The sequence below is a fragment of the Bradyrhizobium sp. UBA2491 genome (assembly GCF_002341725.1).
GTDB lineage: Bacteria > Pseudomonadota > Alphaproteobacteria > Rhizobiales > Xanthobacteraceae > Bradyrhizobium.
In genome coordinates this window covers 129,628-156,467 of sequence record NZ_DDOP01000015.1, presented here as the reverse complement: position 1 = coordinate 156,467, position 26,840 = coordinate 129,628, and the positions used below count along the sequence as shown (strand labels likewise).

General features: G+C 65.9%; 23 protein-coding genes. 13 read left to right on the top strand and 10 right to left on the bottom strand.

Features of this window, described 5'->3' with window-relative positions; translation table 11 throughout:
- Positions 1-136 precede the first annotated feature (136 nt).
- The 3 genes from B2W55_RS04550 to B2W55_RS04540 all read right to left on the bottom strand — a co-directional run bounded on the left by B2W55_RS04550 (position 137) and on the right by B2W55_RS04540 (position 3,835).
- A complete protein-coding gene (locus B2W55_RS04550; RefSeq protein ID WP_024578590.1) occupies positions 137-1,264 on the bottom strand; it encodes a hypothetical protein in 1,128 nt (375 codons plus the stop codon).
- A 231-nt stretch (positions 1,265-1,495) separates the two neighbouring features.
- Complete coding sequence (locus B2W55_RS04545; protein ID WP_024578591.1) at positions 1,496-2,575, bottom strand: phosphotransferase family protein; 1,080 nt, start codon at positions 2,573-2,575, stop codon at positions 1,496-1,498.
- 246 nt (positions 2,576-2,821) lie between these two features.
- Positions 2,822-3,835: a zinc-binding alcohol dehydrogenase family protein gene (locus tag B2W55_RS04540; protein WP_024578592.1), complete on the bottom strand. Its 1,014-nt coding sequence runs from the start codon at positions 3,833-3,835 to the stop codon at positions 2,822-2,824.
- A 118-nt stretch (positions 3,836-3,953) separates the two neighbouring features.
- Between B2W55_RS04540 and B2W55_RS04535 the strand changes: the two genes are divergently transcribed.
- Complete coding sequence (locus tag B2W55_RS04535) at positions 3,954-4,334, top strand: winged helix-turn-helix transcriptional regulator (protein ID WP_024578593.1); 381 nt, start codon at positions 3,954-3,956, stop codon at positions 4,332-4,334.
- A gap of 279 nt (positions 4,335-4,613) precedes the next feature.
- On the opposite strand, the gene B2W55_RS04530 is transcribed toward B2W55_RS04535, so the two are convergent.
- Positions 4,614-6,212, bottom strand: a complete 1,599-nt coding sequence (locus tag B2W55_RS04530) for an OprO/OprP family phosphate-selective porin (RefSeq protein WP_024578594.1) — start codon at positions 6,210-6,212, stop codon at positions 4,614-4,616.
- A gap of 350 nt (positions 6,213-6,562) precedes the next feature.
- Between B2W55_RS04530 and B2W55_RS04525 the strand changes: the two genes are divergently transcribed.
- The 6 genes from B2W55_RS04525 to B2W55_RS04500 all read left to right on the top strand — a co-directional run bounded on the left by B2W55_RS04525 (position 6,563) and on the right by B2W55_RS04500 (position 13,470).
- Positions 6,563-7,921, top strand: coding sequence for a DegQ family serine endoprotease (locus B2W55_RS04525; RefSeq protein ID WP_100555272.1), 1,359 nt, complete (start codon positions 6,563-6,565; stop codon positions 7,919-7,921).
- A gap of 10 nt (positions 7,922-7,931) precedes the next feature.
- On the top strand, positions 7,932-9,266 hold the full coding sequence (locus B2W55_RS04520; protein ID WP_024578596.1) for a replication-associated recombination protein A: 1,335 nt from the start codon (positions 7,932-7,934) through the stop codon (positions 9,264-9,266).
- 130 nt (positions 9,267-9,396) lie between these two features.
- Entirely contained in the window at positions 9,397-10,683 is a 1,287-nt protein-coding gene (locus B2W55_RS04515; protein ID WP_024578597.1) for an RluA family pseudouridine synthase, read from the top strand.
- Positions 10,684-10,805: 122 nt separating this feature from the next.
- The gene (locus tag B2W55_RS04510) at positions 10,806-12,020 is read left to right on the top strand and encodes an amidohydrolase family protein (protein WP_024578598.1); all 1,215 of its coding nucleotides are present in this window, start codon (positions 10,806-10,808) and stop codon (positions 12,018-12,020) included.
- Positions 12,021-12,106: 86 nt separating this feature from the next.
- Positions 12,107-12,412, top strand: a complete 306-nt coding sequence (locus tag B2W55_RS04505) for a hypothetical protein (RefSeq protein WP_024578599.1) — start codon at positions 12,107-12,109, stop codon at positions 12,410-12,412.
- 86 nt (positions 12,413-12,498) lie between these two features.
- The gene (locus B2W55_RS04500) at positions 12,499-13,470 is read left to right on the top strand and encodes an amidohydrolase family protein (RefSeq protein ID WP_024578600.1); all 972 of its coding nucleotides are present in this window, start codon (positions 12,499-12,501) and stop codon (positions 13,468-13,470) included.
- Between the two features lie 51 nt (positions 13,471-13,521).
- Here B2W55_RS04500 and B2W55_RS04495 read toward each other — a convergent pair whose 3' ends face one another.
- The 4 genes from B2W55_RS04495 to B2W55_RS04480 form a co-directional block, all read right to left on the bottom strand.
- Positions 13,522-13,980, bottom strand: a complete 459-nt coding sequence (locus B2W55_RS04495; RefSeq protein ID WP_024578601.1) for a GNAT family N-acetyltransferase — start codon at positions 13,978-13,980, stop codon at positions 13,522-13,524.
- Between the two features lie 139 nt (positions 13,981-14,119).
- Complete coding sequence (locus B2W55_RS04490) at positions 14,120-16,300, bottom strand: alkaline phosphatase family protein (RefSeq protein WP_024578602.1); 2,181 nt, start codon at positions 16,298-16,300, stop codon at positions 14,120-14,122.
- The gene (locus B2W55_RS04485) at positions 16,300-17,952 is read right to left on the bottom strand and encodes a multicopper oxidase family protein (RefSeq protein ID WP_204368028.1); all 1,653 of its coding nucleotides are present in this window, start codon (positions 17,950-17,952) and stop codon (positions 16,300-16,302) included. The genes B2W55_RS04490 and B2W55_RS04485 overlap by 1 nt, the downstream gene beginning before the upstream one ends.
- Positions 17,953-18,445: 493 nt before the next feature.
- Positions 18,446-18,901 (bottom strand): hypothetical protein, encoded by a 456-nt coding sequence (locus B2W55_RS04480; protein WP_024578604.1) that lies wholly within the window; start codon positions 18,899-18,901, stop codon positions 18,446-18,448.
- A 70-nt stretch (positions 18,902-18,971) separates the two neighbouring features.
- Between B2W55_RS04480 and B2W55_RS04475 the strand changes: the two genes are divergently transcribed.
- The 5 genes from B2W55_RS04475 to B2W55_RS04455 all read left to right on the top strand — a co-directional run bounded on the left by B2W55_RS04475 (position 18,972) and on the right by B2W55_RS04455 (position 23,282).
- Complete coding sequence (locus B2W55_RS04475; protein WP_024578605.1) at positions 18,972-19,757, top strand: ATP12 family chaperone protein; 786 nt, start codon at positions 18,972-18,974, stop codon at positions 19,755-19,757.
- A gap of 64 nt (positions 19,758-19,821) precedes the next feature.
- The gene (locus tag B2W55_RS04470; protein ID WP_024578606.1) at positions 19,822-21,402 is read left to right on the top strand and encodes a flagellar hook-length control protein FliK; all 1,581 of its coding nucleotides are present in this window, start codon (positions 19,822-19,824) and stop codon (positions 21,400-21,402) included.
- Complete coding sequence (locus B2W55_RS04465; RefSeq protein ID WP_024578607.1) at positions 21,399-21,662, top strand: EscU/YscU/HrcU family type III secretion system export apparatus switch protein; 264 nt, start codon at positions 21,399-21,401, stop codon at positions 21,660-21,662. The genes B2W55_RS04470 and B2W55_RS04465 overlap by 4 nt, the downstream gene beginning before the upstream one ends.
- A gap of 70 nt (positions 21,663-21,732) precedes the next feature.
- Positions 21,733-22,545: a penicillin-binding transpeptidase domain-containing protein gene (locus tag B2W55_RS04460; RefSeq protein ID WP_024578608.1), complete on the top strand. Its 813-nt coding sequence runs from the start codon at positions 21,733-21,735 to the stop codon at positions 22,543-22,545.
- Positions 22,546-22,625: 80 nt separating this feature from the next.
- A complete protein-coding gene (locus B2W55_RS04455) occupies positions 22,626-23,282 on the top strand; it encodes a carboxymuconolactone decarboxylase family protein (protein ID WP_024578609.1) in 657 nt (218 codons plus the stop codon).
- A gap of 258 nt (positions 23,283-23,540) precedes the next feature.
- Here B2W55_RS04455 and B2W55_RS04450 read toward each other — a convergent pair whose 3' ends face one another.
- Positions 23,541-24,896: a PLP-dependent aminotransferase family protein gene (locus B2W55_RS04450; protein WP_024578610.1), complete on the bottom strand. Its 1,356-nt coding sequence runs from the start codon at positions 24,894-24,896 to the stop codon at positions 23,541-23,543.
- A gap of 154 nt (positions 24,897-25,050) precedes the next feature.
- On the opposite strand from B2W55_RS04450, the gene B2W55_RS04445 reads away from it, so the two are divergent.
- Positions 25,051-25,986, top strand: coding sequence for a DMT family transporter (locus B2W55_RS04445; RefSeq protein ID WP_024578611.1), 936 nt, complete (start codon positions 25,051-25,053; stop codon positions 25,984-25,986).
- 36 nt (positions 25,987-26,022) lie between these two features.
- Here B2W55_RS04445 and B2W55_RS04440 read toward each other — a convergent pair whose 3' ends face one another.
- Positions 26,023-26,691, bottom strand: coding sequence for a PEPxxWA-CTERM sorting domain-containing protein (locus tag B2W55_RS04440; RefSeq protein WP_024578612.1), 669 nt, complete (start codon positions 26,689-26,691; stop codon positions 26,023-26,025).
- Between the last annotated feature and the right edge of the window lie 149 nt (positions 26,692-26,840).

Here is a 26,840-nt window from a genome sequence, read left to right as displayed (position 1 = left end):
GTGAGGGGTTGCGGTCTATCGAGAGAGCAGGAGCCCTCACCCGGATTGCTTCGCAATCCGACCTCTCCCCGTCGGGGAGAGGTGAACCAAGAACGCGCCAAGCCGCTTCGACCAAAGCTCATCCCGCTTTAGAGCGCTATCCCTTGGCTCCGTCCAGGAACTCGCTGAATCCCGCGGGACGGTAGGGACCGAAGCAGATCTGCTCCAGCACGCCGATCCCGGTCTGGTCGCCCTGGCGGGCACGCACCACCTGTTGCACGTGGACGTTCTCGCGCGCCAGCGGATCGAGCGTCGCGGGATCGAACGACTCGCCGCCGATCTCGAGCTCGCCCTTCCACATGCCCTGGCCCCATTGCGGATGACCGTAGCCGAGGCCCTTCATCTGGAATTTGAGGATCGGGTCGAGCGCGATGGTCGTGGTGTGGCCGTCGATGTCGACGAGATCGATTTCGGCCGACTGCGCCAGCCGGGTGTTCTTCACGTATTTGACGCGATGCCGCGCGGTCGCCATGCGGCGGTCGAGCCCGTCGACGACGCCGGGGATTTCGCCCTCGCTCCGGTACAGCGGCGCGGTGATGCCCTCGCGCACCAGTGCCTCGCCTTGCGTGCCGTCGAAGAAGATGGCGTGCGAGATGTGGTCGTCCCAGACCAGCGGCGCCCACAGGAAGAACACGCTTGGCGGCGGCATCGGCGCGCCGCCGATATCGCGCTCGCCGACATTGCGCACGCCCCAGGAGCGATCCTTGGTGCCGTAGCAGGTGTGATCGTCGACCTTGATCTCGCCATCGGGGTGGCGAATGACGCCGTGCCAGCGGCCGAACTGGTCGAACCGGGTCGCATCCATGGCGCGGCGGTCGCCCGACCACAGCGTCTGGCGGGCTTCCTGGATCGCGGCGGTGCGCGCGGAGAATGTCAGGTCGCAGGCGAGGCCGGTCGCATTGTCGTCGAGCACGACCCGGGTGCGGCGCATCGGCTCGATCACCTCGAGCCGGAACGGGCCGATCTGCATCTCGGTGCGCTCGATCGGCGCCCGCCGCGAGCCGTAGAAGCAATGCTGCCTTCCGCCGCGCTCGACGACGCTGAAGGCGCAATCGAGGATCTTGCGGTGCGGGTAGATCGCAATCCCGATGCCGAAATAATACGCGCCGTCGGCGGTATAGCCGTTGAACCAGGTCCGGTCATAGACGTTGCGATCGCTGGTCGACGGAACCGCGATCGGCTCCGGCGTCTGGTGGATGGGGAAGTCGTCCAGTTTGTTGAGCACGCCGATCCCTTTCGCTGTTCTCAGAGCAAGATGAGTTAGGATTGAATCAGTTGGCCACGCACTCACTCAACCTCTCCCCGACGGGGAGAGGTCGATTTGCGGAGCAAATCGGGTGAGGGCCGAGGCTCTACCGAGGGACCGCAATCCCTCACCCGGCGCTACGCGCCGACCTCTCCCAAGGGAGAGATGAACCTCCGTCACCGATCCAACTCAACCTAAGCTCGTCACGCTTCAGTCCAGCCAGTATGAAAAACTGTCGTGGTCGAGGGCTTGCGCGCAGGCGCCGCGGGTCATTTTCAGGAACAGCGCGTCGCCGCGCTCGGAGCGCTGGACGCTGAGCGCTGAGACGACCCCCATCACGATGCCGTGCAGCGTGTAGCGCCGGTAGTCCCGCCAGCACTGATCCCAGCCATAGTCGCGCACGCCGCGGCGGAGCAGTTCCGAATGATATGATCGCACCAGGTCGACTTCATGCAATCGCCGTTCGGACGGATCGATGCCGGCCGACAGGAAATAGGCGACGTCGACGACGCCTGGTCCCACCGTCAGCGTCTGCCAGTCCAGCGTCGCCATCGGATGGCTGTTGCCACGCACCTCGAACAGCATGTTGTCGAGCCGGAAGTCGGCATGCTGCAAGGTTCGCGGCGTCGATCGATCCGACTGGTAACGCGGCAGCGCGTCGGGGAGCCGGTCGATCAGATCGAGAAATTCCGGCTCGATCACGCCGCGGTAGCGATCCTTGTAGTGACCGATGATGCCGGGCAGCACCGCGCGAAGGTCTCTGCGTCGGCTTGCGGCAACCACGAAGCATTGTACCGCGTCGAGCGTCGGATCGTTCCATCGCGGTGCATGCAATGCCGCCGCTTCGGTCATCGCCGTCCGGCAGTCCTCGATCCAGCACCCGGCGAGTTGATCGCCGGGGCGCGCGGGCGCGAGGTCTTCCAGGATCAGGGTGAAGTCGTCGGTCGCCGGATCGATTTCCGCGAGGATCGGCCGCGGGGTGTGAATGGCGACGGTCGCTGCCAGCTCGCGATAGAACGCGACCTCGCGGACGTAGAGCGTGTGCGCGGAGCCGGAACGGCGGCTGTCGGGATCCGCGGCCGGGAATTTGCCGACGACGCTTGCGGGCGCGTTCGGCTCGTCGCCGTCGTAGCTCAGGCGAAAGCGATAGCTGTCGCCGACGAGGCCGTTGCCGACCGGCTTGCAAGCGACATCGATCACCCTGGCCTGGTCGATCACACCGGCTTCGCGCAGCGCCCGCGTCATCCACTCCGGATCGATCCGTGACGGATCGGCCGTGAGCAAACTCATCGGCGTCCTCCCATCCCCTTTGCATACCCTTGGGGCGTCACCACCGCTCCGGCCGCGTTGTGCACGGCCGGATTGAAGACGGGGTGATCGTTGCGCAAATCATACAGGCGATCGCGGCTTTGGCAAAAGCCGCGTGTCGGCCTGTGGGGAAGTCATGTAGGGCGGGTTAGCGTAGCGTAACCCGCCGCTCTCGGCGCGTGGTGCGGTGGGTTACGGCTTCGCCTAACCCACCCTACGCATCGGGACCTACCAGCCTTCCAGCACGATCTTGCCGCGCGACTTGCCGCTTTCCAGCAGCGCGTGGGCGCGCTTCAGGTTGGCGGCATTGATGGTGCCGAAGGTCTGGTCGAGCGTGGTGCGCAGCACGCCGTTGTCGATCAGGTCGGCAACGTCGTTGAGCAGGTGATGCTGCGCGATCATGTCTGACGTCTGGAACGACGAGCGTGTGAACATCGATTCCCAGTGCACCGACACCGCCTTGCCCTTGAACGCGGCGACGTTGAACTCCGGCGGATCGTCGATCAGGCCGAACTTGCCCTGCGGCGCGATGAAGTCGGCGATCGACTTGTAATGCTGGTCGGTAAAGGTGAGGCTGGCGACGAGGCCGACCGGCGGCAGCTTCAATTTCTCGATCTGCTCCTTCATCGGCTGCGAGTGGTCGATCACCGCATGGGCGCCGAGATCGCGACACCATTGCTGCGACTCCGGCCGTGTCGCGGTCGCAACCACGGTCAGGCCGGTGAGGCGGCGTGCCAGCTGGATCAGGATCGAGCCGACGCCGCCGGCACCACCGGTGATCAGGAGCGTGCGCGGATCGAGGCTCTTGCCCGGCACCGCGCCGAGCCGGTCGAACAGCAGTTCCCAAGCGGTGATCGAGGTCAGGGGCAGGGCGGCCGCCTGCGCGAACGACAGCGAGGCGGGCTTGTTGCCGACGATGCGTTCGTCGACCAGATGAAATTCCGAATTGGTGCCCTGGCGCTGGATCGAACCGGCGTAGAACACCTCGTCGCCGGGCTTGAACAGCGAGACGTCGGGCCCGACCGCATCGACCACGCCGGCCGCATCGAAGCCGAGGATCTTGTAGCCGCCATCGGTCGGTGCGGCGCGCTTGCGCACCTTGTAATCGACGGGGTTGGCCGAGATGGCTTTCACCGCGACGCGGATGTCGCGTCCTTTCGGCTCGGGCTTGGCGATCTCGAAATCGACGAGCGAATCCGCCGCCTCGATCGGCAGCGACTTTTGGTATCCGACGGCCTTCATGCCTGGTCTCCGTGGTGGGCGATTGCCTGCCGTGTTACCTGTCGTGCTAGCGTCAATTTGGCAAGTACTGTAAAATCAGGGAACTAGTCCCCGTTTGTATACTATTGGGAAATACCCGATGAAGCGGAAGAATTTCGCGCGCCGGCCGGGCTGCGCGGTCGAGGCAGCGCTGGATCTGATCGACGGCAAATGGAAGGGCGTGATCCTGTATCACCTACAGGCCGGCACCCAGCGCTTCGGCGAGCTGCGGCGGCGGATGCCGGGCATCACCCAGCGCATGCTGACCAAGCAACTGCGCGCGCTCGAGGACGACGGCCTCGTGATCCGCAAGGTCTATGCCGAGGTGCCGCCGCGCGTCGAGTACACGCTGTCCGAACTCGGTGAGAGCCTGCGTCCGGTGATCGATATCCTGAAGGCGTGGGGCGAGGGCCATCAGGAGCGGCTGTCCTGCGCGCCGGCGCCCGAGGTCGTGGTCAAGAAGCCGAAGCGCGCGGCGTAGTTCAGGATGCGCTTGGATTGAATCGGGGCGGGCACGGAGCCGGCTCACCTCTCCCCGATGGGAAGAGATCGATGGGCCCGCGTCTGCGGCGAGGGGCGCTTGCACGATTTCGGAATATTGGAAATCTATCCCTGATTTGCCCGACGTGTCAAGTTGCCGTGCCGAACGCCGGCAGCTCGGCTGCTTTGCATGGGGTTGTTTTTCGATATTTCGGTGGCGCGTACCTGCCGGGAGCGGTGTCGCTCCCGGCCGTTGTGCCTGACGGCTGCTCGGGTTGCCTCAGAACGCAACCTGCGTGCGCAGCGCGACCGCGTCGAACTTCGACCCGACGTCCGCGCTCGAGGTCGCCGAGGCCTGCTTGGCGACGTCGCCATGCAGGTAGTTCAGCATGAAGCGGACGTTGTTGTTGACGTACCAGTTCAGCGCGGCGGTGTAGACGGTCTGCCGTCCGCCTGCGACGCCGACCGCCTGGCCGACCTGGTCGTTGAGGTTCATCGTGCTGACGCGACCGGCGATTTCCCACGCGCCGATGCCGCCGGCGGCGAGCGAGAACGGATCGTGCGGCTTGATCCCGCCGTAGGAGGCCGTCGCCGGGTTGTAGGCGTGGTTCTCGCCGGTCAGCACGTAGCCGACCTGCGCGTAGCCGCCGTCGAACTTCAGGCTCGGCGCGCCGAATGGCGGCAGTCCCGTGTTCGCGGTGCGGTCGACATTGAACCAGTAATATTCGCCCTGCGCGATGAACGGACCATAGGTCGCGGCGGCCTCGGCGCCGTAGACCTGCGCGCCGGAGACGTTGGCGATGGCGCCGGTCGAGATCAACGTCGTCGGATCGATGCGCAGCTCGGGCCGGTCGCTGAGCGTCAGGGTCTGCGCCTGCGTGACCAGGTTGCGCGGCGGCTGCACCAGCCATTCGGCGTCGGCGCCGATATGCACCGAGTAGTTCTTGCCGCTGATTGGATTGCCGGCGATGCGGATGACGCCGCCATATTGCTCGGAGCTTCCGGCCGGCGTGACCGACGACGCAGAGTGGATCGCGCCCGAGGTCGGTCCCGTGACATAGCCGCCGATCCAGAGCTGGTCATTCCACCAGCGGGTGCCGGCGCCGGAACGGAAGTCACCGGCGGCGATGTTCTGCGCGATGATGCCGACCGAGGCGCGCTCCATGAACAGGATGTCGTTGGAGCTGGTGGCTTCGTCGAGCGTCCACGGAATGTCCATGATGCCGCCTTCGATCGCCATCTTGCCGCCGAACGGCTTGAAGCCGGTGTAGCTCAGATAGGCATTCTCGACGCCGGAGGTGCCGCCGCCGGGCAGCGAGCCCGGCGCTGCGCCGCCGAAGCCATCGGACGAGCCGCCGAAGTCGTAGATCAGCGCGTAGTTCCAGTCGCCGAAGAACTTGCCGACGATGCCGATGCGTGCGCGACGGAGGTTCTCGCCGCTGTCGAGCTTCTGCGGCGAGGTGCCCGCGGTGTTCGGGCGATAGTCGTAGCCGCCGACATCCCAGTGCACACGGCTCGTGATCGCAACGCAGTTCTGTTCGTCCGCGGTGCAGATCGTCGGCCGGTTGTTCGGCATCGACACCACGACGCCCGACGGTACGACCGGGCCCTTGACCGGCATCGCGGCATTGGCGCTCGCAACCCGCGCCGCCTTGGCGTCCGCCGCCTTCGCATTGGCGTTCGCGCTGGCCGCGGTCGCAGTGTTGGCGTTGGTCTGCTTCTGCAATCTGTCGAGCTTCTGCTCGAGCATCTTCAGCTGCTGCTTCAGCAGCGCGATCTCGGCGTCGCTGCCGCCTCCGGCCGATTGCGAATGGGCCGGCGAGGCGGCGAGCGCCCCGGCCAGCCCGATGACGATTGCACCAACTCTTGTCGCACTCATTTTGCACCCCTGTTGTGTTGAAGTCCCCACTCACTCACTGAACGTCGTTAGGAGCCTATCGTGACTGACGCACGACAGCGCAGCCCGACAGAGGCATCGCCATGCCGCTTGTTGTCCGCTGGCAACAAGCGGAGCGGCGCAGTGAGATGATATGCATCATAGGAGCCCGGCGGGCCGCTTCAACGCGGCGGCGGCCGGTTTTGCACCGGTCTGGAAGGGGGCGGGTTATCCGGCCGGGCGCCCTTCAATTGGCCGGCGAACACGCCTATATTCCGGCGTTTCCACGAGAGGTGAGAATGCTCCGACCTGTCCGCTTTGTTGCCCTATCCGCACTGTCAGCGTTGGTTTTCATGGGGAATCTTGCCCCGGCCGCGGCCCAGGACCGCCGCGTGCCGTCCTCGCAGGCCGAGCTGCAATTGTCCTATGCGCCGATCGTGCAGCGGGTGCAGCCGGCGGTGGTCAATGTCTATGCCGCCAAGATGGTGCAGAACCGCAATCCGTTCCTGGACGACCCGATTTTCCGCCGCTTCTTCGGCGTGCCGGGGCAGCAGCCGGAGCAGATGCAGCGCTCGCTCGGTTCCGGCGTGATGGTCGATGCCTCCGGCCTCGTGGTCACAAACAATCACGTGATCGAAGGTGCCGACCAGGTGAAGGTCTCGCTCGCCGACAAGCGGGAGTACGAGGCCGAAATCGTGCTGAAGGACAGCCGCACCGACCTCGCGGTGCTGCGCCTGAAGGGGACCAACAAGGAGAAATTCGCGACGCTCGACTTCGCCAATTCCGACCAGCTCCTGGTCGGCGACGTGGTGCTGGCGATCGGCAATCCGTTCGGCGTCGGCCAGACCGTGACGCACGGCATCATCTCGGCGCTGGCCCGCACTCAAGTCGGGATCACGGATTATCAATTCTTCATTCAGACCGACGCCGCGATCAATCCCGGCAATTCGGGCGGCGCGCTGGTCGACATGACCGGTCGGCTTGCCGGCATCAACACCGCGATCTTCTCGCGGTCCGGCGGCTCGCAGGGCATCGGCTTCGCGATCCCGGCCAACATGGTGCGCGTCGTGGTGGCCTCTGCCAAGAGCGGCGGCAAGGCGGTGAAGCGGCCATGGCTCGGCGCGCGCCTACAGGCGGTCACGCCGGAGATCGCGGAGACGCTGGGGCTGAAGCTGCCGACCGGCGCGCTGGTCGCCAATGTCGCGCCGAACAGCCCTGCGGCGAAGGCCGGGCTCAAGCTCTCGGACCTGATCGTCTCGATCGACGGCACGCCGATCGACGATCCCAATGCGTTCGACTATCGCTTCGCGACCCGCCCGCTCGGCGGCACCGCCGAGATCGAGGTGCAGCGCGCCGGCAAGCCGGTCAAGCTCACCGTGCCGCTGGAGACTGCGCCCGATACCAATCGCGATGAGATCGTGCTGACCGCGCGCTCGCCGTTCCAGGGCGCGAGGGTCGCCAACATCTCGCCGGCGCTGGCCGACGAGCTGCATCTCGATGCCGGCGCCGAGGGCGTCGTCGTCACCGATCTCGCCGATGACGGCACCGCTGCCAATGTCGGCTTCCAGAAGGGCGACATCATCCTCGCGGTCAACAACGAGAAGATCGCGCGCACCAGCGACCTCGATAAGGCATCGAAGGCAGGCTCGCGGGTCTGGCGCATCACGCTGGTGCGAGGCGGCCAGCAAATCAACGTGACGCTCGGCGGATGAGCCCCAAGGAATGAGCGCAAAGCAACCGCGCGAGGCCAGCAGCCTGTTCGCAGCGGCGGGGATGGAGCAGGACGCGCCACACCCGCTGCCGGACCGGCTGCGCCCGCGCACGCTGGCCGACGTCGTCGGCCAGGATCACATCCTCGGTCCTGACGGCGCGCTGACCCGCATGCTGGAGACGCGCACGCTGGGTTCGCTGGTGTTCTGGGGCCCGCCCGGCACTGGCAAGACCACCGTGGCGCGGCTGTTGGCCGACGCCACCGAGCTGCATTTCGAGCAGATCTCGGCGGTGTTCTCCGGCGTCGCCGACCTGAAGAAGGCGTTCGATGCCGCCCGCGCCCGCCGCGAGATGGGCAAGGGCACGCTGCTGTTCGTCGACGAGGTGCACAGGTTCAACCGCGCGCAGCAGGATTCCTTCCTGCCCGTGATGGAGGACGGCACGGTGGTGATGGTCGGCGCCACCACCGAAAATCCGTCCTTCGAGCTCAACGCGGCGCTTCTGTCGCGCGCCCGCGTGCTGGTGTTTCACTCGCTCGATACGGCGGCGATCGAACGGCTGTTCGCCAATGCCGAGAAGGTCGAGGGCAGGAAGCTGCCGCTCGATGCCGAGGCGCGCGCGGTGCTGGTGCGGATGGCCGATGGCGACGGCCGCGCCTCGCTGACCTTGGCCGAGGAGGTCTGGCGCGCCGCGCGCAAGGGCGAGGTGTTCGACGCCGAGCAGTTGCAGGCCATCCTGCAGCGCCGTGCGCCGATCTACGACAAGTCGGCCGACGGCCACTACAATCTGATCTCGGCGCTGCACAAGTCGGTGCGCGGCTCCGATCCGGATGCGGCGCTGTATTATCTCGCGCGCATGTTCGATGCCGGCGAGGACCCGCTGTTCCTGGCACGGCGCGTGGTACGGATGGCGGTCGAGGACATTGGCCTCGCCGATCCGCAGGCGCTCGCGGTCTGTAACGCGGCCAAGGATGCCTACGACTTCCTCGGCTCGCCGGAGGGCGAACTCGCGATCGCGCAGGCCGTGGTCTATCTCGCCACCGCGCCGAAATCGAACGCGGTCTACACCGCGTTCGGCGCCGCGATGCAGACCGCGAAGCAGGGCGGCTCGCTGCTGCCGCCGAAGCACATCTTGAATTCGCCAACCAAGCTGATGAAGTCGGAGGGCTACGGCACCGGCTATCAGTATGATCACGACATGCCCGACGCGTTCTCCGGCCAGGACTACTTCCCGGAAGCGCTCGGCCGCCAGACCTTCTACGATCCACCCGACCGCGGCTTCGAGCGTGAGATCCGCAAGCGGCTGGATTATTGGCAGCGGCTGCGCAAGGAGCGGTCTTCGGAATAGGCGGACTGTGCGCTCGGCCCGCCGTATTCGGCCGAACCGGCCGATATTGCAGCGGATTCGGGCCGATTTCGCCGTGACGATTCGCGGCATTTGCGCTAGGCACAACGCAGGTCTGGAGCCAAAAATCACCATGAGCCGCCGCATCAAGAGAACCACATCGCCGGGCGATCGCGCCAAGGGGCGTGACAAGGGACGTGACAGCGATCGCAACAAGGCCGGATCGGCGCAACGCAGCCGCAAGGCTGGCGATCACAAGACTGCTGATCGCAAGTCCGCTGATCGCAAGTCCGGGGAACGCAAGTCCGGTGACCGCCCATTCTCGCAGCGCGCCGCCGCCAAGCCACCGCGTTTCGCCGAGCCGCGCCGCGACCGCGAGCCGCGGCCGGAGCCCGCCGCGGCAAAGCCTGCGGCCGAGCTGCCGTTGCCGACCAAGGTGCAGACCGTCGTCGTCACCGCTGACGAGGACAACATGCGCGTCGACCGCTTCCTCGAGGCGCGGTTTCCCGGCCTGTCATTTTCCCATATCCAGCGCATCGTCCGGAAGGGCGAACTCCGGGTCAATGGCAAGCGCGCCGATTCCAAGGATCGGCTGGAGGAGGGACAGAGCGTGCGGATTCCGCCGCTGCGGCTCGATACGCCGAAGGCGGCGACCGCGCTGTCCGAGGCCGAGGCGAAGACGCTGCAGGCGCTGAAGGACATGACGCTGTACGAGGACGACGACGTGCTGGTGCTCAACAAGCCGGTCGGTCTCGCCGTACAGGGCGGTTCCGGCATGACGCGGCATGTCGACCAGATGCTGGAGGTGATGCGCGACGCCAAGGGGCAGAAGCCGCGGCTGGTGCATCGCATCGACCGCGAGACCTCCGGCTGCCTGCTGATCGCCAAGACGCGTTTCGCGGCATCGTTCCTCACCGGTGCGTTCCGCCATCGCTCCGCGCGCAAGATCTACTGGGCGCTGGTCGCCGGCGTGCCGAAGCCGAAGCAGGGCCGGATCTCGACCTATCTCGCCAAGGAGGAGAGCGAGGAGGACAGCATCATGCGGATCGCGGCGCATGGCGACGAGGGGGCCAGCCACGCCGTGACCTATTACGCCGTGGTCGAGGCCTCGGCGACCAAGCTCGCCTGGGTGTCGCTCAAGCCGGTCACCGGCCGCACCCATCAATTGCGCGCCCACATGGCGCATATCGATCACGCCATCGTCGGCGACCCCAAATACTTCAACAAGGAGAACTGGCAGTTGCCGGGCGGCCTGCAAAATCGGCTGCATCTGCTCGCCCGCCGGATCGTAATCCCGCACCCGCGCGGCGGCGTGATCGATGTCAGCGCGCCGCTGCCGCCGCACATGCTGCAATCCTGGAACCTGCTCGGGCTCGAGGCTGACCGGTTCGATCCGATCGAGAACGCGCCCGAGGAGTGACTCCGGGGCGCCGCCTGAATAACGACCGCAGACAGCAAGAATGATCAAAGCGGCCCGGGGCGTGACGGCTATGTTGCCGCACGCCGGGCATTGCCGGCATGCTTTCATCAAAGAGGTTGTCCATGACCGGACTCTCGCTGCGCGTGATGCTCGTCCTCATCGGCTCGGCTGTTGCCTCAATGGCCGCACGTGCCGAAACCGTGGTGCTCCGCGGCGGCACGCTGTACGCGACGGCCGATGCGCCGGCGCTTCCGGATGCGGTGATCGTGATGACAGACGGCGTCATCAGCGCGGTGGGCAAGTCCGGCGATGTCGCGGTGCCCTCGGATGCGCGCGTCGTCGATTGCAGCGGCAAGACCGTGGTGGCCGGGTTCTGGAACAGCCACGTGCATTTCACGGAGCGTGTCTGGCACAACGCCGGCGAAGCGCCGGCCGCGCCGTTGACGCAGCACATGCAGGACATGCTGACGCGCTGGGGCTTCACCACGGTCTGGGATCTCGGGTCCGATCCGAGAGATATCTTGCCGCTGCGCAAGCGCATCGCGGCAGGCGATGTCGCCGGTCCCAACATTCTGCTGGCCGGCAGCGTCTTTCCCAAGGGTGGGCATCCGGTGTACCTGCCGCCCGAGATGCAGCTACCCGAGGCCGCGACGCCCGAGGAGGCGGCGAAATGGGCGCATGACTGGCTTGCGATGGGCGAGGACGGCGTCAAGCTGTTCACCGGCGTGTTCATGGGCGACAAGCCTGTCATCAACATGGACCCGGCCATCGCCAAGGCGGCCGTCGATGTCGCGCATGCGCAGGGCCGGCGGGTGTTCGCGCATCCGCAGAACAAGACCGGCGTCGAGACCGTGATCATGTCCGGTGTCGATGTGCTCGCGCACACCACGCCGGGCGAGCGCGGCTACACCGACGACCAGTTGGCGCGGTTCAAGGCGCAGGGGACTGCGCTGGTCCCGACGCTTTCGTTGTTCACGACCGTGGTGCTCGATCCGAACGTCACCAACCGGATGGTGGCGGCGACCGTCAACCAGCTCAAGCAATTCTCGGACAATGGCGGCACCGTGCTGTTCGGCACCGATGTCGGCTTCACCAAGCTGTACGACACCACCCAGGAGGTTCAGCTGATGCACCGCGCGCTGTCGGAGCGCCAGGTGCTGGCCTCGCTGACGACCAATCCGGCGCGGTTCTTCAAGGCCGCGAAGAAGGGTCGGGTGGAGCAGGGCTTCGACGCCGATCTCGTGGTGCTCGACGGCGATCCGCTCAGCGACGTCGGCAATCTCGCGAAAGTGAGCACCACCATCCGCGCCGGTCATGTGATCTATCAGAAGCCTTGAGGTCGGAGGATTCCGCGTATCCCAGGCCAGCGTTGCGGCGCGCCGCGGTCACTTGAACGCGGCCGCGGCGTCACGAAATATGGCGTATGACACGATCCTCGATCTTGGCCTGCGCCTTGCTGTGGAACATGAGCGTGACGAGCGCCTTCGCGCAAATCATTGCGCCGGGTGGCTCGATCAATAGTCCACCGGTACCCCAGCCTCCGCCGCCGCCCCGGATCGAGGTGCCGCCGATTCCCAAGATGGATGCACCGCCGCAGCCGAGCCTTCGTGCTCCGCCGCGCAGCTCGTTCGGCGATCGGGTCAGCCGATGCCTCGACGCCGCCGCAGCCGCCGGCCTGAACCAGGCCGACCGCGCGGCCTATTCGCGATCCTGCGCCAACCGTGATTGAGGCGTGGGCTGACCGCCCGGAAAATCGCCAACATTGGCTTCGAAACATAGAGGCGATCCACGCTAACGCAGCGGAGCATCGAGGCCATGCGCACCATCACGCTCGAAGAGCATTTCGCCACGCCGGGCTTTCTCGATGGCCCGGGCCGCGAACTCAGGGACCAGGCGCGTCAGGTCGGCGGCCGCGCCGAGCAATTGATGCGCGACCTGTGCGACCTCGACGCAGGCCGGATCGCCCAGATGGATGCCGCGGGCATCGACATGCAGGTGATCTCGCTGACCGCGCCGGGCGTCGAGCAACTGGAGCCTGTCGACGCGGTGGCGCTGGCGCGCGACACCAATGACGTGCTGGCCGAGGCGATCGCGCGGCATCCGACGCGGCTCTCCGGTTTCGCGGCGCTGGCGATCGCGCAACCGGACCTCGCGGCCAAGGAACTCGATCGCCGCGTCGGCGGTCAGCGTTTCGCCGGTGCGGTCATCAACGGTCATCAGCGCGGCCGCTACCTCGACGACAAGTTCTTCTGGCCGGTGCTGGAGGCCGCCGAAGCGCTGAGTGCGCCGATCTATCTGCATCCGACCAGGCCGCCCAGGGCGGTGATCGAGGCGTCGTTCGGCGGCTTTTCGCCTCTTGTCACCGAGATGCTGGCCGGTCCGGGGTTCGGCTGGCACATCGAAACGGCGGTCCACGTGCTGCGCATGGTGCTGGGCGGCGTGTTCGATCGCTTCCCGAAATTGCAGATCGTGATCGGCCATATGGGCGAGGGCCTTCCGTTCTTCATGCAGCGGGTCGACGTCATGCCGGTCGAATTGACCAAGCTGAGGCGTCCGGTCAGCGCCTACCTGCGCGACAATCTGCACTACACGTTCGCGGGCTTCAATTTCCCCGCGACGTTCCTCGACCTGCTGCTCGAGATCGGGGTCGGCCGCATCATGTTCTCGGCCGATTATCCCTATGCCTCGATGGTCAAGGCACGCGGTTTCCTGGACCAGATTCCGGTGACCGCAGCCGACCGTGCGTTGATCGCGCACGGCAATGCGGAGAAGCTGTTCAGGCTTTGAGAGTTCGCTCGTGCGGGCTACGGAACGGCCGCGAGCCGGGCAGCGGTGACATCAGAGCGTCAGCTTGTAGCCGATATGGCTGCCGACAAAGCCCAACCGTTCATAGAAGCGGTGCGCGTCGGGGCGCGCTTTGTCCGTCGTGAGCTGCACGAGATCGCAACCTCTCGCTTTGCATTGCGCGATCGCCCATTCGAACATCTGCTGCCCGACGCCCGAGCTCCGGTGCGCCTCGGCAATGCGGACCGCCTCGATCTGCCCGCGCCAGGCGCCGATGCGTGCCAGTCCGGGGATGAAGGTCAGCTGCAGCGCGCCGATCACTTCATTGCCCAGCACCGCAACGGCCTGCAACTGGTTCGGATCGGCGAGGATGGCCTCGAATGCATCTACATATCGGGGGTTCGGTGGACGGCTCGGGTCCTCCCGCTGTTGACCCAGGATATCGTCGGCGAGGAGCGCGATGATCGCTGGAAGATCGGCCGGGATGGCCTGACGGAAGGTGACAGGTGTCATTGATGCAGGTTCCACGGACAGAGGTCGGCATTGCCGGCCAAGTGTCCCGGTCCGCGCGGGCAAGATCAAGGGCATGCCAGACGCAAAAGAAACCGCCGGCCCTTTCGGACCGGCGGCAATGTGTCGTCAGGCGTGGAGGTCAGTGTTCCCAGCCGCCGCCGTCCTGATCCCAGCCGCCACCATGGTGATGGCCGCCATCGTCGAAGTCGAAGAAGTCGAACAGATCGCTGAGCGCCGGGCTGTTGACCGGAACGTAGGGATTGTTCGGCGCTGCAACCGGGTTCGGGTAGTTGTCGCGGCTGCGATGGGTGATCGGCTCAAGGCGCCAGTTGCGCTCGATGAATTTGATGATCGAGACGTGATCGGCATACTCATGCGAGATGTGACCCTTGCGCAGGAACGGCGCGACCACGATCAGCGGAATCCGCGTGCCGTCGCCGAAATAGTCGAGCGGTTGCACATAGCCGGAGTCGTAGTAGCCGCCGCCTTCATCGAAGGTGATGAAGATTGCGGTGTCCTTGGCGTAGTCGGAGGCCTGGACCTGGTCGACGATCTTCTTGGCGAAGCCTTCGAACAGATTGAGCTTGGACGACGACGGGTGACCGTCGGTGAACCCGCTCGGCTTGACGATCGAGACCGCCGGCAGCGTGTGCTTGGAGAGGTCGGAGTACAGATCAACCGAGTCCTTGATATGGGCTGCGACCTGCTCCGGGTGCGACATGATCGAGGTGTCGTACTGGAACGGATTGCAGATGTTGCAGTACTCGTCCGCGGTCGGGCCGGCGACGCCCCAGTTGAGCTGATAGGGGTCGTTGACGTAGTTGTTCCACTGGTCGCCGTAGTACTTCCAGGAGATGTCCCGCTCGTTCAGGCTGTCGCCGATGCTCTTGCGGGTCGACGGCGGGATCGTGAACGGCGTGTTGGATGGGTTGGTGTCGGTGTAGGCGTTCTTGCCGTTGCCGAAGTAACCCGGGTTGTAATTGTTCAATAGATAATAGTGGCCCGGTTCGCAATTCGGGTTGATCCGGATGTTCTTCAGATAGTCCAGGATCGGCTTGACGCCGGGCTGGGTCGCATCCGAGCAGTCGCTGTAGGAGCCGCCACCGGACACCGGGCTCGTGGAGTAGGGCGGAGGATAGCCGCCATTGCCGCCCGAGCCGTAGCCGTCCTCGGTGTACCAGTTGTTGGTGCCGGGCGCCGGATTCGGGTTCTCGATCTCATGCACGATACCGGCATCGGGCGTGCCACCGAAAACCTGCGTGCCGTTCGGCGGCACGGCAGCGTGACCGTAGGTGTCGCTGAAGTAGATCATGTCGGCATGGCCGAACATGATGTGGTTGGCCCCGGTGCCGCCGTTGACGGACTGGTGGAAGTTGTCGCTCATCGCATATTTCTGCGCGAGCGAGCTGAAATACGGCACGTCGCCCTTCTGCACGTTGTAGAAGCCGAGCGCCGTCGAACCTTCGCCCGTGGTCGTTGCCGTCGGCGAGTATTCCGTCGAGAAGTTGGAAGGCTGCGTCGCGCCGTCGGCACCGGCGCCGACGGTCACCTCGACCCACGCGAACAGATTGTGGCCGCAGCCGGACGGGTTGTCGCGGCTGGCCGCCGAGTGGTTGCAGTTCATCTGCTGCCACATCTGGTAGAACCGATGCACCGGGCTCGCCGAATAGGCGTCGTAGGGCATCGTCCCGCCGTTGGTGATCTGGAAAGGACCGGCCGGCAGCGTGTTGACATCGTTGATGCGTTGGTCGGGCGTATGCGAGGTCTGGCCGGTGCCGCCGGTCAGGAGATATTGGTAGTACTCGGAGGGCAGGCCGGATTCCGACTGCTGCGCGAGCACGAGCGATGCCTCGCAGGTGGTGATCGGCGAGCTGCCGCATTTGTTGGGAATGTAGGACACCTTGGGACCGCCGACCAGCGGAGACGGCAGCTGGTCCTTCGGGAAGTTCTGCTTCGGCGGGCTGAGCAAGAACGCGTCGTTCGGGCCGTTATCCATGGCCGCCTGCTGATGCGCCTTCTCGAAATTGGGCCCGGGAATCGCGTTCTTGCTGGGATCGAGCTTGACGATGCCCTGCGACAGCAGGTTCATCACGCTCTCGCCGGAGCGTTCGGGCACGTAGGTCGCGAACACGTGGTCGAAGCTGCGGTTCTCGCCGATGATGACGATAACGTGCTTGATCGGCGTCAGGGTCTCGTGCCCACCGTGGTGGTGTTCCCATTCCTGTGCGAGGACGGGGCTCGCGGTGAACTGGCCCAGCGCCAGTGCGCTGAGGGTCAGACGACAACCCTGCAGCCAACGTGACTTCCGCTTGTCGCGCATCAAAGCTCTCCTTTTTGCTGGTTGATAGGCTTGGTCGAACTTGCGGTGTCGCGCGGCACCACCCGGATCGTTCCCATCATGCCGCCGTCCTCGTGCTCGAGGACGTGGCAGTGGTAGACGAAGGTGCCGACGATGTTGGGATCGCGAAAATCCATGCGCAGGCGCACGCTCGGATATTTCAGCATGCGGCTGTTGTAATAGGGCACGTTGACGGTATCGCGCAGGAACGGTTCGTTGACCGCGATGCCGGACCAGTCGCGCAGCTGGAAGTGAAGCTGGTGGATGTGGAAATCATGGAGCTCCGTCGAGCGGTTCTCGATGATCCAGTCCTCGACGTCGCCCTGTCGCGCGATGATGTCTGGCACGTCGGAGTTTGGATCGAACGGCTTCGGGGTCTCGCCGTCGATGGTCATGAAAAACCTGGTCGGGCTGTTCGGGTCGTTGGGATTTTCCGGCTGTTCGGAGAAGAACAGCTTGCGGACGCGTACCGGCGCGACGTCGCCGACCCATGGCCGTTCCGGTCGTGGCAGTGGTTCGGCGTGCACGGGGAGGGCGGCCTGCGGTTCGGCCGCATCGACGGCGGATGTGATGGTCAGCAGCGCGCGGTTGGGATCGTTTTCGCCGGCGGGACCAGTGTCGACCGCGCGGGTCACCAGCAAGGCCGAGGCACCGGCTGGCGGACCTTCGACGATGAACTCCGCGCGCGATCCCGGCGGCAGGCCGATATGGTTGACCCATTGCACCGGCGGCGACGGGCTGCCCTGGAATTGCAGCGGCACGCCGTCGAGGCCGACGATGCCGATCCGCTGCGGCGCGCGGCCGACCAGCAGGGCGAGGTTGAGATAGGTGATCGCGGATGCGTTCAGCACGCGCCAGAGCTGCCGCTCGCCCGGCTTCATCTTGAGCTGAGCCGGCGGATAGTCCGGATAGGGCACCGGCACGAAATTGACCGACAGATCCTTCGACGGCTTGCCGAAGCCGGTGCCGGAATTGGCGACGTCGCCGTCACTGTCGAGCTGGCTCTTGGTCATGACCGGCTCGAATTTCGACGGCGGCGCGTCCGGGTTGACGAGATCCTGGTCGCGGATCACGACCACGCGCTCGGGCAGGCCGGCGAGCTGTGGATCGGCGCGCTCGATGCCTTCGATGATGATGGCGCCGGAGGCTCCGCCGAGCACCTGCGTCTTGCTGAAGCCGTGCAGATGCGGGTGATACCAATAGAGGCCCGGCGGCGCGTCGTCCGGAATCCGCAGGCGGTAGTCGAACGGCGCGTCGTCGGGCTGGATCGAGGTCTTCAGCACGTCGTCCTGGTGACAGACCGGCGGCACGGTCAGTCCGTGGAAGTGCAGATTGGTGGAGATCGGCGTCATCGCGCCGCTCGTGCAGGCGTCGACCTGCTTTCGCGTCGTGCAGATCGGTGCGCCGGCGAGCGCGCGGTCGATCGCCGGCGTCGTGTCGAGGTCGACCAGGTCGTTCTTGAAATGGATGACGAGCTGGTCGCCCGGCTTCAGTCGCAGCGTCGGTGACGGCTTGCCATCCGTTGTCAGGTAGCAGTAGCGGGCCGTTCCATCGGGCCGCCGCTCGTCGTGGATGGTGAGGTCGGTTTCCAGCACGCCGTCGCGGCTGCGCAATTCCACCGGTTCTGCGATCACGCTTCCGATCTCGGGCCGGGCACAGACGTCCTGTCGCGTCTGCGCCGCATCCTGCAAGCCCGCTGCGCGGAGCCAGGACGTCACACCGCTGGCTGCGAGCCCGAGGCATGCCGCGGCAATGACACAACTAACGGTCGAAAGTCGTCGTGCCACGCCGCCCCGCCAATGCGTCGCCACGGGCGCGCAAGCGCGGGACCGACGTCAGGCATGACATCGTTCCACGTCTTGCGACCACGATGGTCGACAAAGCTTGTGTTTGGTGATGTGAGGCTAGCCGCGCGTTGTTGCGGTAATCTGGCAGGTATTTAACGCGCAGATGACAGAAACTTGCGGCACTTCGACGCAGAACTGCGCGCGGTGTTCAAACCTGCTGAGCGATCAATCGGATGAGCCATTCCCGGACTGAATTGCGGAGATACGAAGACACGCAGGCAATCGTGAGAAATTTTTTCGATGTTGCCGATCGTGTCATGTGCCGTGCCGCCGATCGCGATCAACGCCTGAACTGCGCCAGAAACATCCGTAAGGAATCATGCGCGCTCTCGACATCCGCGATCACCCAGCCTTCGGGTGTGTTGACGACGATGAAGTTGAGCGAGACGGCGCGGCCCTCATTGTCGAACGTCACAGTGACGTCGGTCCTGTCGAACTGCCGCCGCGGCGTTGCGATCGAGATCGGGCCGATCCGCCAGCTCGGGCTCTGCACCAGGAAATCATAGGGCGCGTCGTGCAGGGCGGTCCAGGCGCCGCGCAGGCTGGGATCGAAGAATTGCCGGGCCGTGTCCTCGTCGCGCGGCAGGCCATTCGAGAACGCGGCGCTGCCTTTGCCATAATGGGCGTAGACGTTGCGGATCAGCGATTCCGGCGTGCGGAACCCGGCGCAGGCCGTGGCGGCGGCCAAACTCGCCGTAACGAGCGCAAAACCCGCGAGGAATTTGCTGCGTCCCATCAGCTTTATTTGCCCCTGCCGGTGGCCTATCTTGCAGGGAAACCCTTTGAAACGAAAGCCGGCCGGCGCGATGCGCGAACTGTTCGATGACGTCCCAGACCAATCTCCGCTCGACCCGCAGGAGGCAGTGCGGCGCCACATCCGCACGCCGCAGCGCAAGCGGTTCTATAGCAGTGCCGGCGTCGCTGAGACCGACGGTGGATTTTCGATCATGCTCGACGGCAAGCCGATCCGCTCGCCATCCGGCAAGCCGATCGTGGTGCCGACCCGCGTCATCGCGGATACGGTCGCGGCGGAATGGAACGCGCAGGGTGAGAGCATCGATCCCACGACCATGCCAATGACCCGGCTTGCCAACAGCGTGATCGAGGGGGTGATCGATCGGGCCGGTGAGGTGGCCGACGACGCCGCCAAATTCCTCGGCAGCGACCTGCTGTTCTATCGCGCTGGCCATCCCGATACGCTGGTGGCGCGCGAGGCCGAGCATTGGGACCCGATCCTGTTCTGGGCGGCCGATGCGCTCGGCGCCCATTTCGTGATGGCCGAGGGGGTCATGTATGTCGGCCAGCCGGAGCCCGCGATCAAGGCGGCGCGCGCCGCGTTCCCGACCGATCCCTGGTCGGTCGCCGCGCTCCACGTGGTGACGACGCTGACCGGCTCGGCGCTGCTGGCGCTGGCGCTGACCCATCGTGTCCGCGACGAGGACCAGGTCTGGGCTGCCGCCCATGTCGACGAGGACTGGAACACCGAGAAATGGGGCGTCGACGAGGAGGTCGCGGCCCGCCGCGCCGCCCGCCTGGTCGATTTCAAGGCTGCCGCCGGGGTCCTCAGGGAGCTCAATCCGGCCGCGGGTTAACGAGGGGTTTACGGCACCGGGCTAGCCTGCGGCCCGATCCTGCCGCCTGGCCGAGACCTCCGACATGGCTGTCGCCATCAATCCCGTGCTGCCGGTGCGTGCCTCAAGCGAGGCGGGCAGCGTCGCGCCAGAGCTCAACCTCGAGGCTGGCAGCGTCGTCAATGCGCAGGTGCTCAAGGTGCTGTCCGCCGATCTGGTGCGGATCGCGATCGCAAGCCTGTCGATCGACGTCCAGACCGAGGTGCCGTTGCAGCAGGGCCAGAACCTGCAACTTGCGGTGTCGCAGAACAGTGACGGCATTCGGCTGCAATTGGTCGGACCGGGCGCCAACGCCGGCGATGCCGTCCGGCTGTCGCCGGGAGCAGCCGTCGTCAACGCGACTTCCCAGCCTGTCACCGCGACGCCGAACGTCGTCCTGACGCCGCTGGAGCGCATCACGATCACGGCGACGGCCCAGCATGCGGCAGCCATCCAGGGCAGCCAGGCGCCGCTGTTTGCCAATCTCGCTGTGGTTGCCGCGGCCAATCTGCCGCCCAGGCTACAGGCCGCGATCGCGCAGGTGCTGGCGCAACAGACCAGCCTCGACGAGAACCTGCGTGGCGATGGTATCAAGGCCGGCTTGCAGAAATCCGGCCTGTTGTTCGAGGCGACGCTGGCATCCGGCGCCGTGCCCGCGAGCGGCAGCGCGCCCGATCTGAAGGCCGCGCTGATCATGCTGCGCCAGGCTTTGACCTCGCTCGGCGCTGGCGATGCGGCCAAGCCCGCATCCACGCCGCTCCAGCAACCGGCGTCCACCGGCGCCGGCGCTGCCCCGAGCATTGTGCCGCCGGCATCGCCCGAACCCGAGGTTCAGGAAATCCTGCTGCCGCAGGCCCGCGTACCGGTCGCCGATGATCTCGCCCGCGGCGCCACCGGGCTTGCCGGCGCGCTCGCGGATGCGCTCGATGCCGGCCCATCGTCGGGCGGCGCGCTCAATCTGATCCAGGAAGCGCTGCATGAGCTCGGCAATCCGGCGCGGCAGGGCGCCGGGCCGCAGGTGATGCTGCCCGGCGACGTGCCCGCGCGCGGCAACACGCCGCCGCCGCCGTTTCACGGCGCGCTGCCGTCGGCCCAGGCCGTCGCGGAGCCTTCGATCGCGCCGGGCACGCCGCTCGCGGCCGCTGTGCACCGCCTGCTGGACGATACCGATGCCGCATTGGCGCGGCAGACGCTGCTACAGGTCGCCTCGCTGCCGGGCCACAATGATGCCGCGCGGGCGCAGCTCGACGCCATGCTGCCGCGCTGGAATTTCGAGATCCCGTTCCTGACCCAGCAGGGCACTGCGATGGCGCAGTTCGAGATTTCGCGCGACGGCGGCGGGACTGAGGTCGAAGCCGCCAACCGGGTGTGGCGGGCGCGCTTCACGCTCGACGTCGAGCCGGCCGGACCGGTGCATGCGCTGGTTTCGCTGAACGGCGAGCGCACCTCGGTGCGGATGTGGGCCGAGCGGCCGTCGACTGCCGCGCAGTTGCGCGCCGGCTCCGCCGAATTGAGCCAGGCGCTGACCAGGGCCGAGCTGACGCCCGGCGATATCGAGATCCGCGACGGCAGCCCGCCGCAGCCGGTGCCCGCGCGCGCCGGCCATTTCCTGGATCGCGCGTCATGAGCGAGACCAAGAACCAGCTCGCGGTCGCGCTGCATTACGACCATGGCGGCGCGCCGCGCGTGGTGGCCAAGGGCAAGGGCGCGATCGGCGCCAAGATCATCGAGGTCGCCAAGGCCAACGACATCCCGGTCGAGGAGAACGAGGTGCTGGCGGGCGCGCTCTCCAATGTCGAGCTCGGCGACGAGATCCCGGCCGACCTCTACAAGGCCGTTGCCGAGGTCTTGGTGTTCGTGCTGCGGATGTCGGGCCGGGCGCGCTAATCCTCATTGCCATCCTTTCACCACGATGGCATCCACCATCGTCGCCAACCCGAACCAGCCCAGGTTTCCCGTGATCCATCGCCGCCATGCGCTCGGTCTGTTTGCTGCTGCCGCCGTCCTGCCGTCGCGCAGTTTCGCCAATGTGTCGTACCAGCGCAGCGAGTTTCGCGAGGACCTGCAAAAGCGGTTCTTCGATCTCGGCACCGAGGGCACCTTCGTCGGCTACAAGATCGACGACTATCTGATCATCGCCAGCGACAAGGTTCGCTCGGGGCAGGGCAAGCTGCCGGCCTCGACCTTCAAGATCCCGAATGCGCTGATCGCGCTCGAGACCGGCGTGGTGCAGGATCCCGACAAGGACGTCTTCAAGTGGGACGGCGTCATCCGCAGCATCGAGGCCTGGAACAAGGATCACACGCTGCGCTCGGCGATCGCGGCGTCGGCGTTTCCGGTGTTCCAGGAGATCGCGCGCCGGATCGGCGAGGAGCGGATGAAGAAGTATGTCGACATCATCGACTACGGCAATCGCGACATTGGCGGCGGCATCGACCAGTTCTGGGTGACGGGCAGTCTGCGCATCGATCCGGTGCAGCAGATCGACTTCCTCGACCGGCTGCGGCGTGGCGTGCTGCCGGTCGGCAAGCGCAGCCAGCAGCTGGTCTGCGACATTCTCCCCGTCACCAAGGTCGGCGACGCCGTCATTCGCGTCAAGACCGGTTTGACCGACAAGGAGCACGGCTCGCTCGGCTGGCTGGTCGGCTGGTCCGAGAAGGGCAACGACATCACCGTGTTCGCGATGAACATGGACTGCAAGACCCAGGCGCAGATCGACGCGCGGATGAGCGTCACGCAGCAATGCCTGACCGATATCGTCGCGCTGTGACGAGCTGACCTGCGCCCAAACGCTTTGCGTTCGAGGTGCGCCGCATCTAGCATCCTCCGATAAACCAAACGGAGGAAATCATGCATTCAGCATCGGTCTGGCTGTCGTCGCTCACGCTGGCCGCGGCCGGCGGCTGGCTCGCCGCCACGATGTTCGCGGCACCGGCCACCAGCAAGGAGCCGCGCTTTCCGCAGCTCACCATGGACCAGCTCAACGACCAGCAGAAGCCGCTCGGCGAAGCGATCATGAAGGTGTCGAGCGTCGGCATCGGCGGTCCCTACAATCCGATGATCAGGAGCCCGGTGCTCGGCCAGCGGCTCTATGACCTGTTCTATTACCTGCGCTGGCAGACCTCGGTCCCGACCAGGCTCAATGAATTCGCGATCCTGATCATCGGCCGGCAGTGGCGCTCGCAGGTCGAGTGGTTCGCGCATGCGCCGCTCGCGGCCAAGGCCGGGCTGTCGGCCGACGTGATCGCCGAGCTCAAGGCTGGCAACCGCCCGACGAAAATGGCCGAGGACGAGGCCGTCGTGTACGACTTCGTCACCGAGCTCACCACCACCAAGAAGGTCTCCGACGAGACCTATGCGCGCGCCAAGAAGATCTTCAACGATCAGCAGATCGTCGACCTCACCGCGGTCGCCGGCAATTACGTGATGGTCGCGATGATCCTGGCGATGGCCGAGGAGACCGTGCCGCCCGGCAAGGAGGAGCCTTTCAAGGTCGGGGAGAAATAGCGCGCTGCCACTTCACCTCGCCCCGCAAGAGCCAGGGCAATCGCATATGGCCGCGAGCGGCTTTGCTTTGCTACCTCCACGTTCGTCATGGCCGGGCTTGTCCCGGCCATCCACGTCCTTGTCACGCGGAAACCAAAACGTGGATGCCCGGCACAAGGCCGGGCATGACGGAGTTTGCGGGGAGATCGAGCGCATACGCGATTGCCCTACCGCAAGAGTGGGCGAGGGAACGCAGCGCCGTCGCGGTCGCCATTCGACTCAGCGCCGAAGCGCGCGCTGCAATGCCGGCATCAGCTTCGGATCGCGGCATTGCGCGACGTTGAAGCGCATGAAGGCGGCGGCGGATTGCGAGGCGCTGAACACGTTGCCGGGCGCCAGCACGAGGTTGTCGGCGAGCGCCGAGCGCGCCACGTCGGCGGAGTCGCAGCCGGCGGGCAATCGGCACCACAGATAGAAGCCGCCGCGCGGCATCAGCCACGGCTCGATGCCGATGCGTTGCAGCTTCTCGCCGACGTCGCGGCGGACGCGCGCCAGCCGCCGGCGCAGCTCCTCGACATGCTTGCGATGGGAGCCGCTCGCCAGCACGCTTGCGATAATCTCGGTGGCGACGGCGCTCGGGCCGCCGAACCCGGTCGCCACCTGCAAGTCGGCGAGATCCTCGATCCAGTCGGCGCGCGCCGCGATGAAGCCGCAGCGCAATGAGGCTGACAGCGTCTTGGAGAAGCTGCCGATCCGGATCACGCGGTTGAGGCCGTCGAGCGCGGCGAGCCGTGCCGACGGCTCCGGCTCGAAATCGGCGAAGATATCGTCCTCGACGATGGTGAGATCGAAGGCGGCCGCCGCATTCAGCACGCGGTGCGCGGTCTGCGGCGACATCGTCGCCCCGGTCGGGTTATGCAGTCCGGACACCGTGATGTAGAGCCGCGGCCGCTCGGCCGCGAGCACCGCCTCGAAGCTTTCGACATCGGGCCCTGACGGCGTGTAGGGCACGCTGACGAGCCTGACCTGATGGGCGCGCAGCAGCGCACGGAAATTGAAATAGCAGGGGTCGTCGACCAGCACGGTGTCGCCCGGCCGCAGCAGGAAGCGGCAGATCAGGTCGATCGCCTGCGTCCCAGAGGCGGTGAGCAGCAATTGCTCCGATGGGACCTCGAGCCCCTCGTCGGCGAACCGCGCCATCAGCATGCGGCGCAAGGTCAGCGAGCCGCGCGTCGCTCCGTAGTCGGCGAGCATCGCGTCATCGGCCCGCGCCAGTCCGCGGAACGCGCGCCGCAGCGCATCGGTCGGCATCCAGTCGGCCGGCAGCCAGCCACAGCCCGGCTTCATCGTGCCGCTGCCGGCGTCGAGCGACTGCCGCGACACCCAGAACGGATCGACGGCGCGGTCGCGCTGCGGCTGGTCCTTGGTGAGCGCGAGCGGCGGCAACGCGGCGGACGAGACATAGAAGCCGGAGCCCGGCCGCGCCCGGATCAAGCCCTCGGCGGCGAGCCGGTCATAGGCCTCGACCACGGTCGACGGCGAAACGCCCATGGTCGCGGCGAAGCTGCGGATCGAGGGCAGGCGGTCGTCGGCGGCAAGCGCCCGGCTCGCCACCTTGGCGCGGATCGCGTTCATCACCTCAGTGGTACGGGTCGCCTTCGGCGCATTGGACTGTGATCGCAAGTGTATGCCTATCTTTACCCATACAGTGTGGCGATATTGTACTGATCCGTCTCTGCCTTGGCGAGTCCGACGCCGCTATCCTGCCTTGCGAAAGACGAGGTGTGCGATGAGCGATTCGAAGACGCTGCCGGGAAAGACCTGGCAGGGCAGGACGCGGCCGACGAATTGGCGCACGGCAGGCAACGGCGCGTCGCTGGACGGCTGGGGCAGCGGCCTGCTCGGCGTGATCATCTTCAGTGGTTCGCTGCCCGCCACCCGCGTTGCGGTCGGCGGGTTCTCGCCGCTGTTCCTGACCTCGGCGCGGGCTGTGATCGCGGCGGTGCTCGGCGCCGTGCTGCTTGCGGTGCTGCGGCAGCCCTGGCCGCAGCGCAGGGACCTGGTGTCGCTCAGCATCGTCGCGCTCGGCGTCGTGATCGGCTTTCCGTTTCTGACCGCGCTCGCGCTCCAGCACATCACCTCGGCGCATTCGATCGTGTTCATCGGGCTGCTGCCGCTGTCGACCGCGATCTTCGGCGTGCTGCGCGGCGGCGAGCGGCCGAAGCCGCTGTTCTGGCTGTTCTCCTGCATCGGCAGTGCCGTGGTCGGCGCGTTCGCGCTGTCGAACGACGGATCGGCCTCGCTGACCGGCGACCTGCTGATGGTGGCTTCGATCATCGCCTGCGGCCTCGGCTATGCCGAAGGCGCGGCGTTGTCGCGGCGGCTCGGCGGCTGGCAGGTGATCTCCTGGGCGCTGGTGCTCTCAGTGCCGGTCACGCTGCTGCTGACGATCATGACGTTGCCGCCGAGCTGGGACGGCATCGGCGTGCCGGCGTGGCTCGGGCTCGCTTACGTGTCGATCTTCAGCATGCTGGTCGGCTTCGTGTTCTGGTATCGCGGCCTTGCGATCGGCGGCATTGCCAGCGTCGGTCAGTTGCAGTTGTTGCAGCCGTTCTTCGGCCTCGCGCTGGCCGGACTGTTGCTGCATGAGCCGGTGGCGTGGTCGATGATCGCAGCGACCTTGCTGGTCGTGGCCTGCGTGGTGTTCGCAAGGCGGTTCGCGTGACCGCCGCCGGCTGCCGGCTGCGGCGACGCTCGGCGGTCAGGTCAAACGCAACGTGGTGCGCCGGCGCCGGTACGCCATCAACCCGAGCCCACAGAAGCCGAGGATCATCATCGCCCAGGTGGCGGGCTCGGGCACCGCGGCGACGGCGAATTCGATCTCCGGAATATTGAAGGTCGAGTCCACGTTCTGCGAGAAGAATGTCGCCGAGGTGAACGGTGTCGCTGACGTGATGCCGAAGAAACCGAAGGTGATCGTGTCGTAGGTATTCACCGTCTGACCCACGGAGCCGGCGGCCGTGCTCAACAGAAAGGTCGTGCCGGGATTGACGTTCGCAAAAATGCCGACCGCCGTGATCGGGCTCGCAAAGGTGACAGTGAAGCCGTCATTGCCGTAGAAGTACTGATCCCCGTTGCTCTGCACTGCACCGAGGCTCGTTCCGGAGAACGAATTGAACTGGTTGGTGATGATGCCACCCAATCCGGCTGCGGTGCTGAATGAATAGGTCAGGCCGCCCAGCGTCGATCCCTGCGGAACCAACGTTCCGGCGCTGTAGCTGCCGTAATTCTCGACCGTCAGCCCGGTGGTGGCCGCCGCAAACGCCGAGGAGCTCGTGTAGGTCGCAGCTTGCGCCTGGTGGCCAAGCGATAGAAACGCAAATGACAGAATGATCGCAAATGGGCGCTGCCAGGAAATGCGTGCGTTCATGCCAACCTCCGTCAATGAAAAGCTGCTGTAGAACGAATTTAGAAAAAAGCTGCGCAGTGCGAACCTAGACCCTTAACGAAAAATCAACAACGGCTAATTTGCGCCGCGCCTGCTTGCAGCGCCGTGCCGCGCACGACGCTTTCAAGACA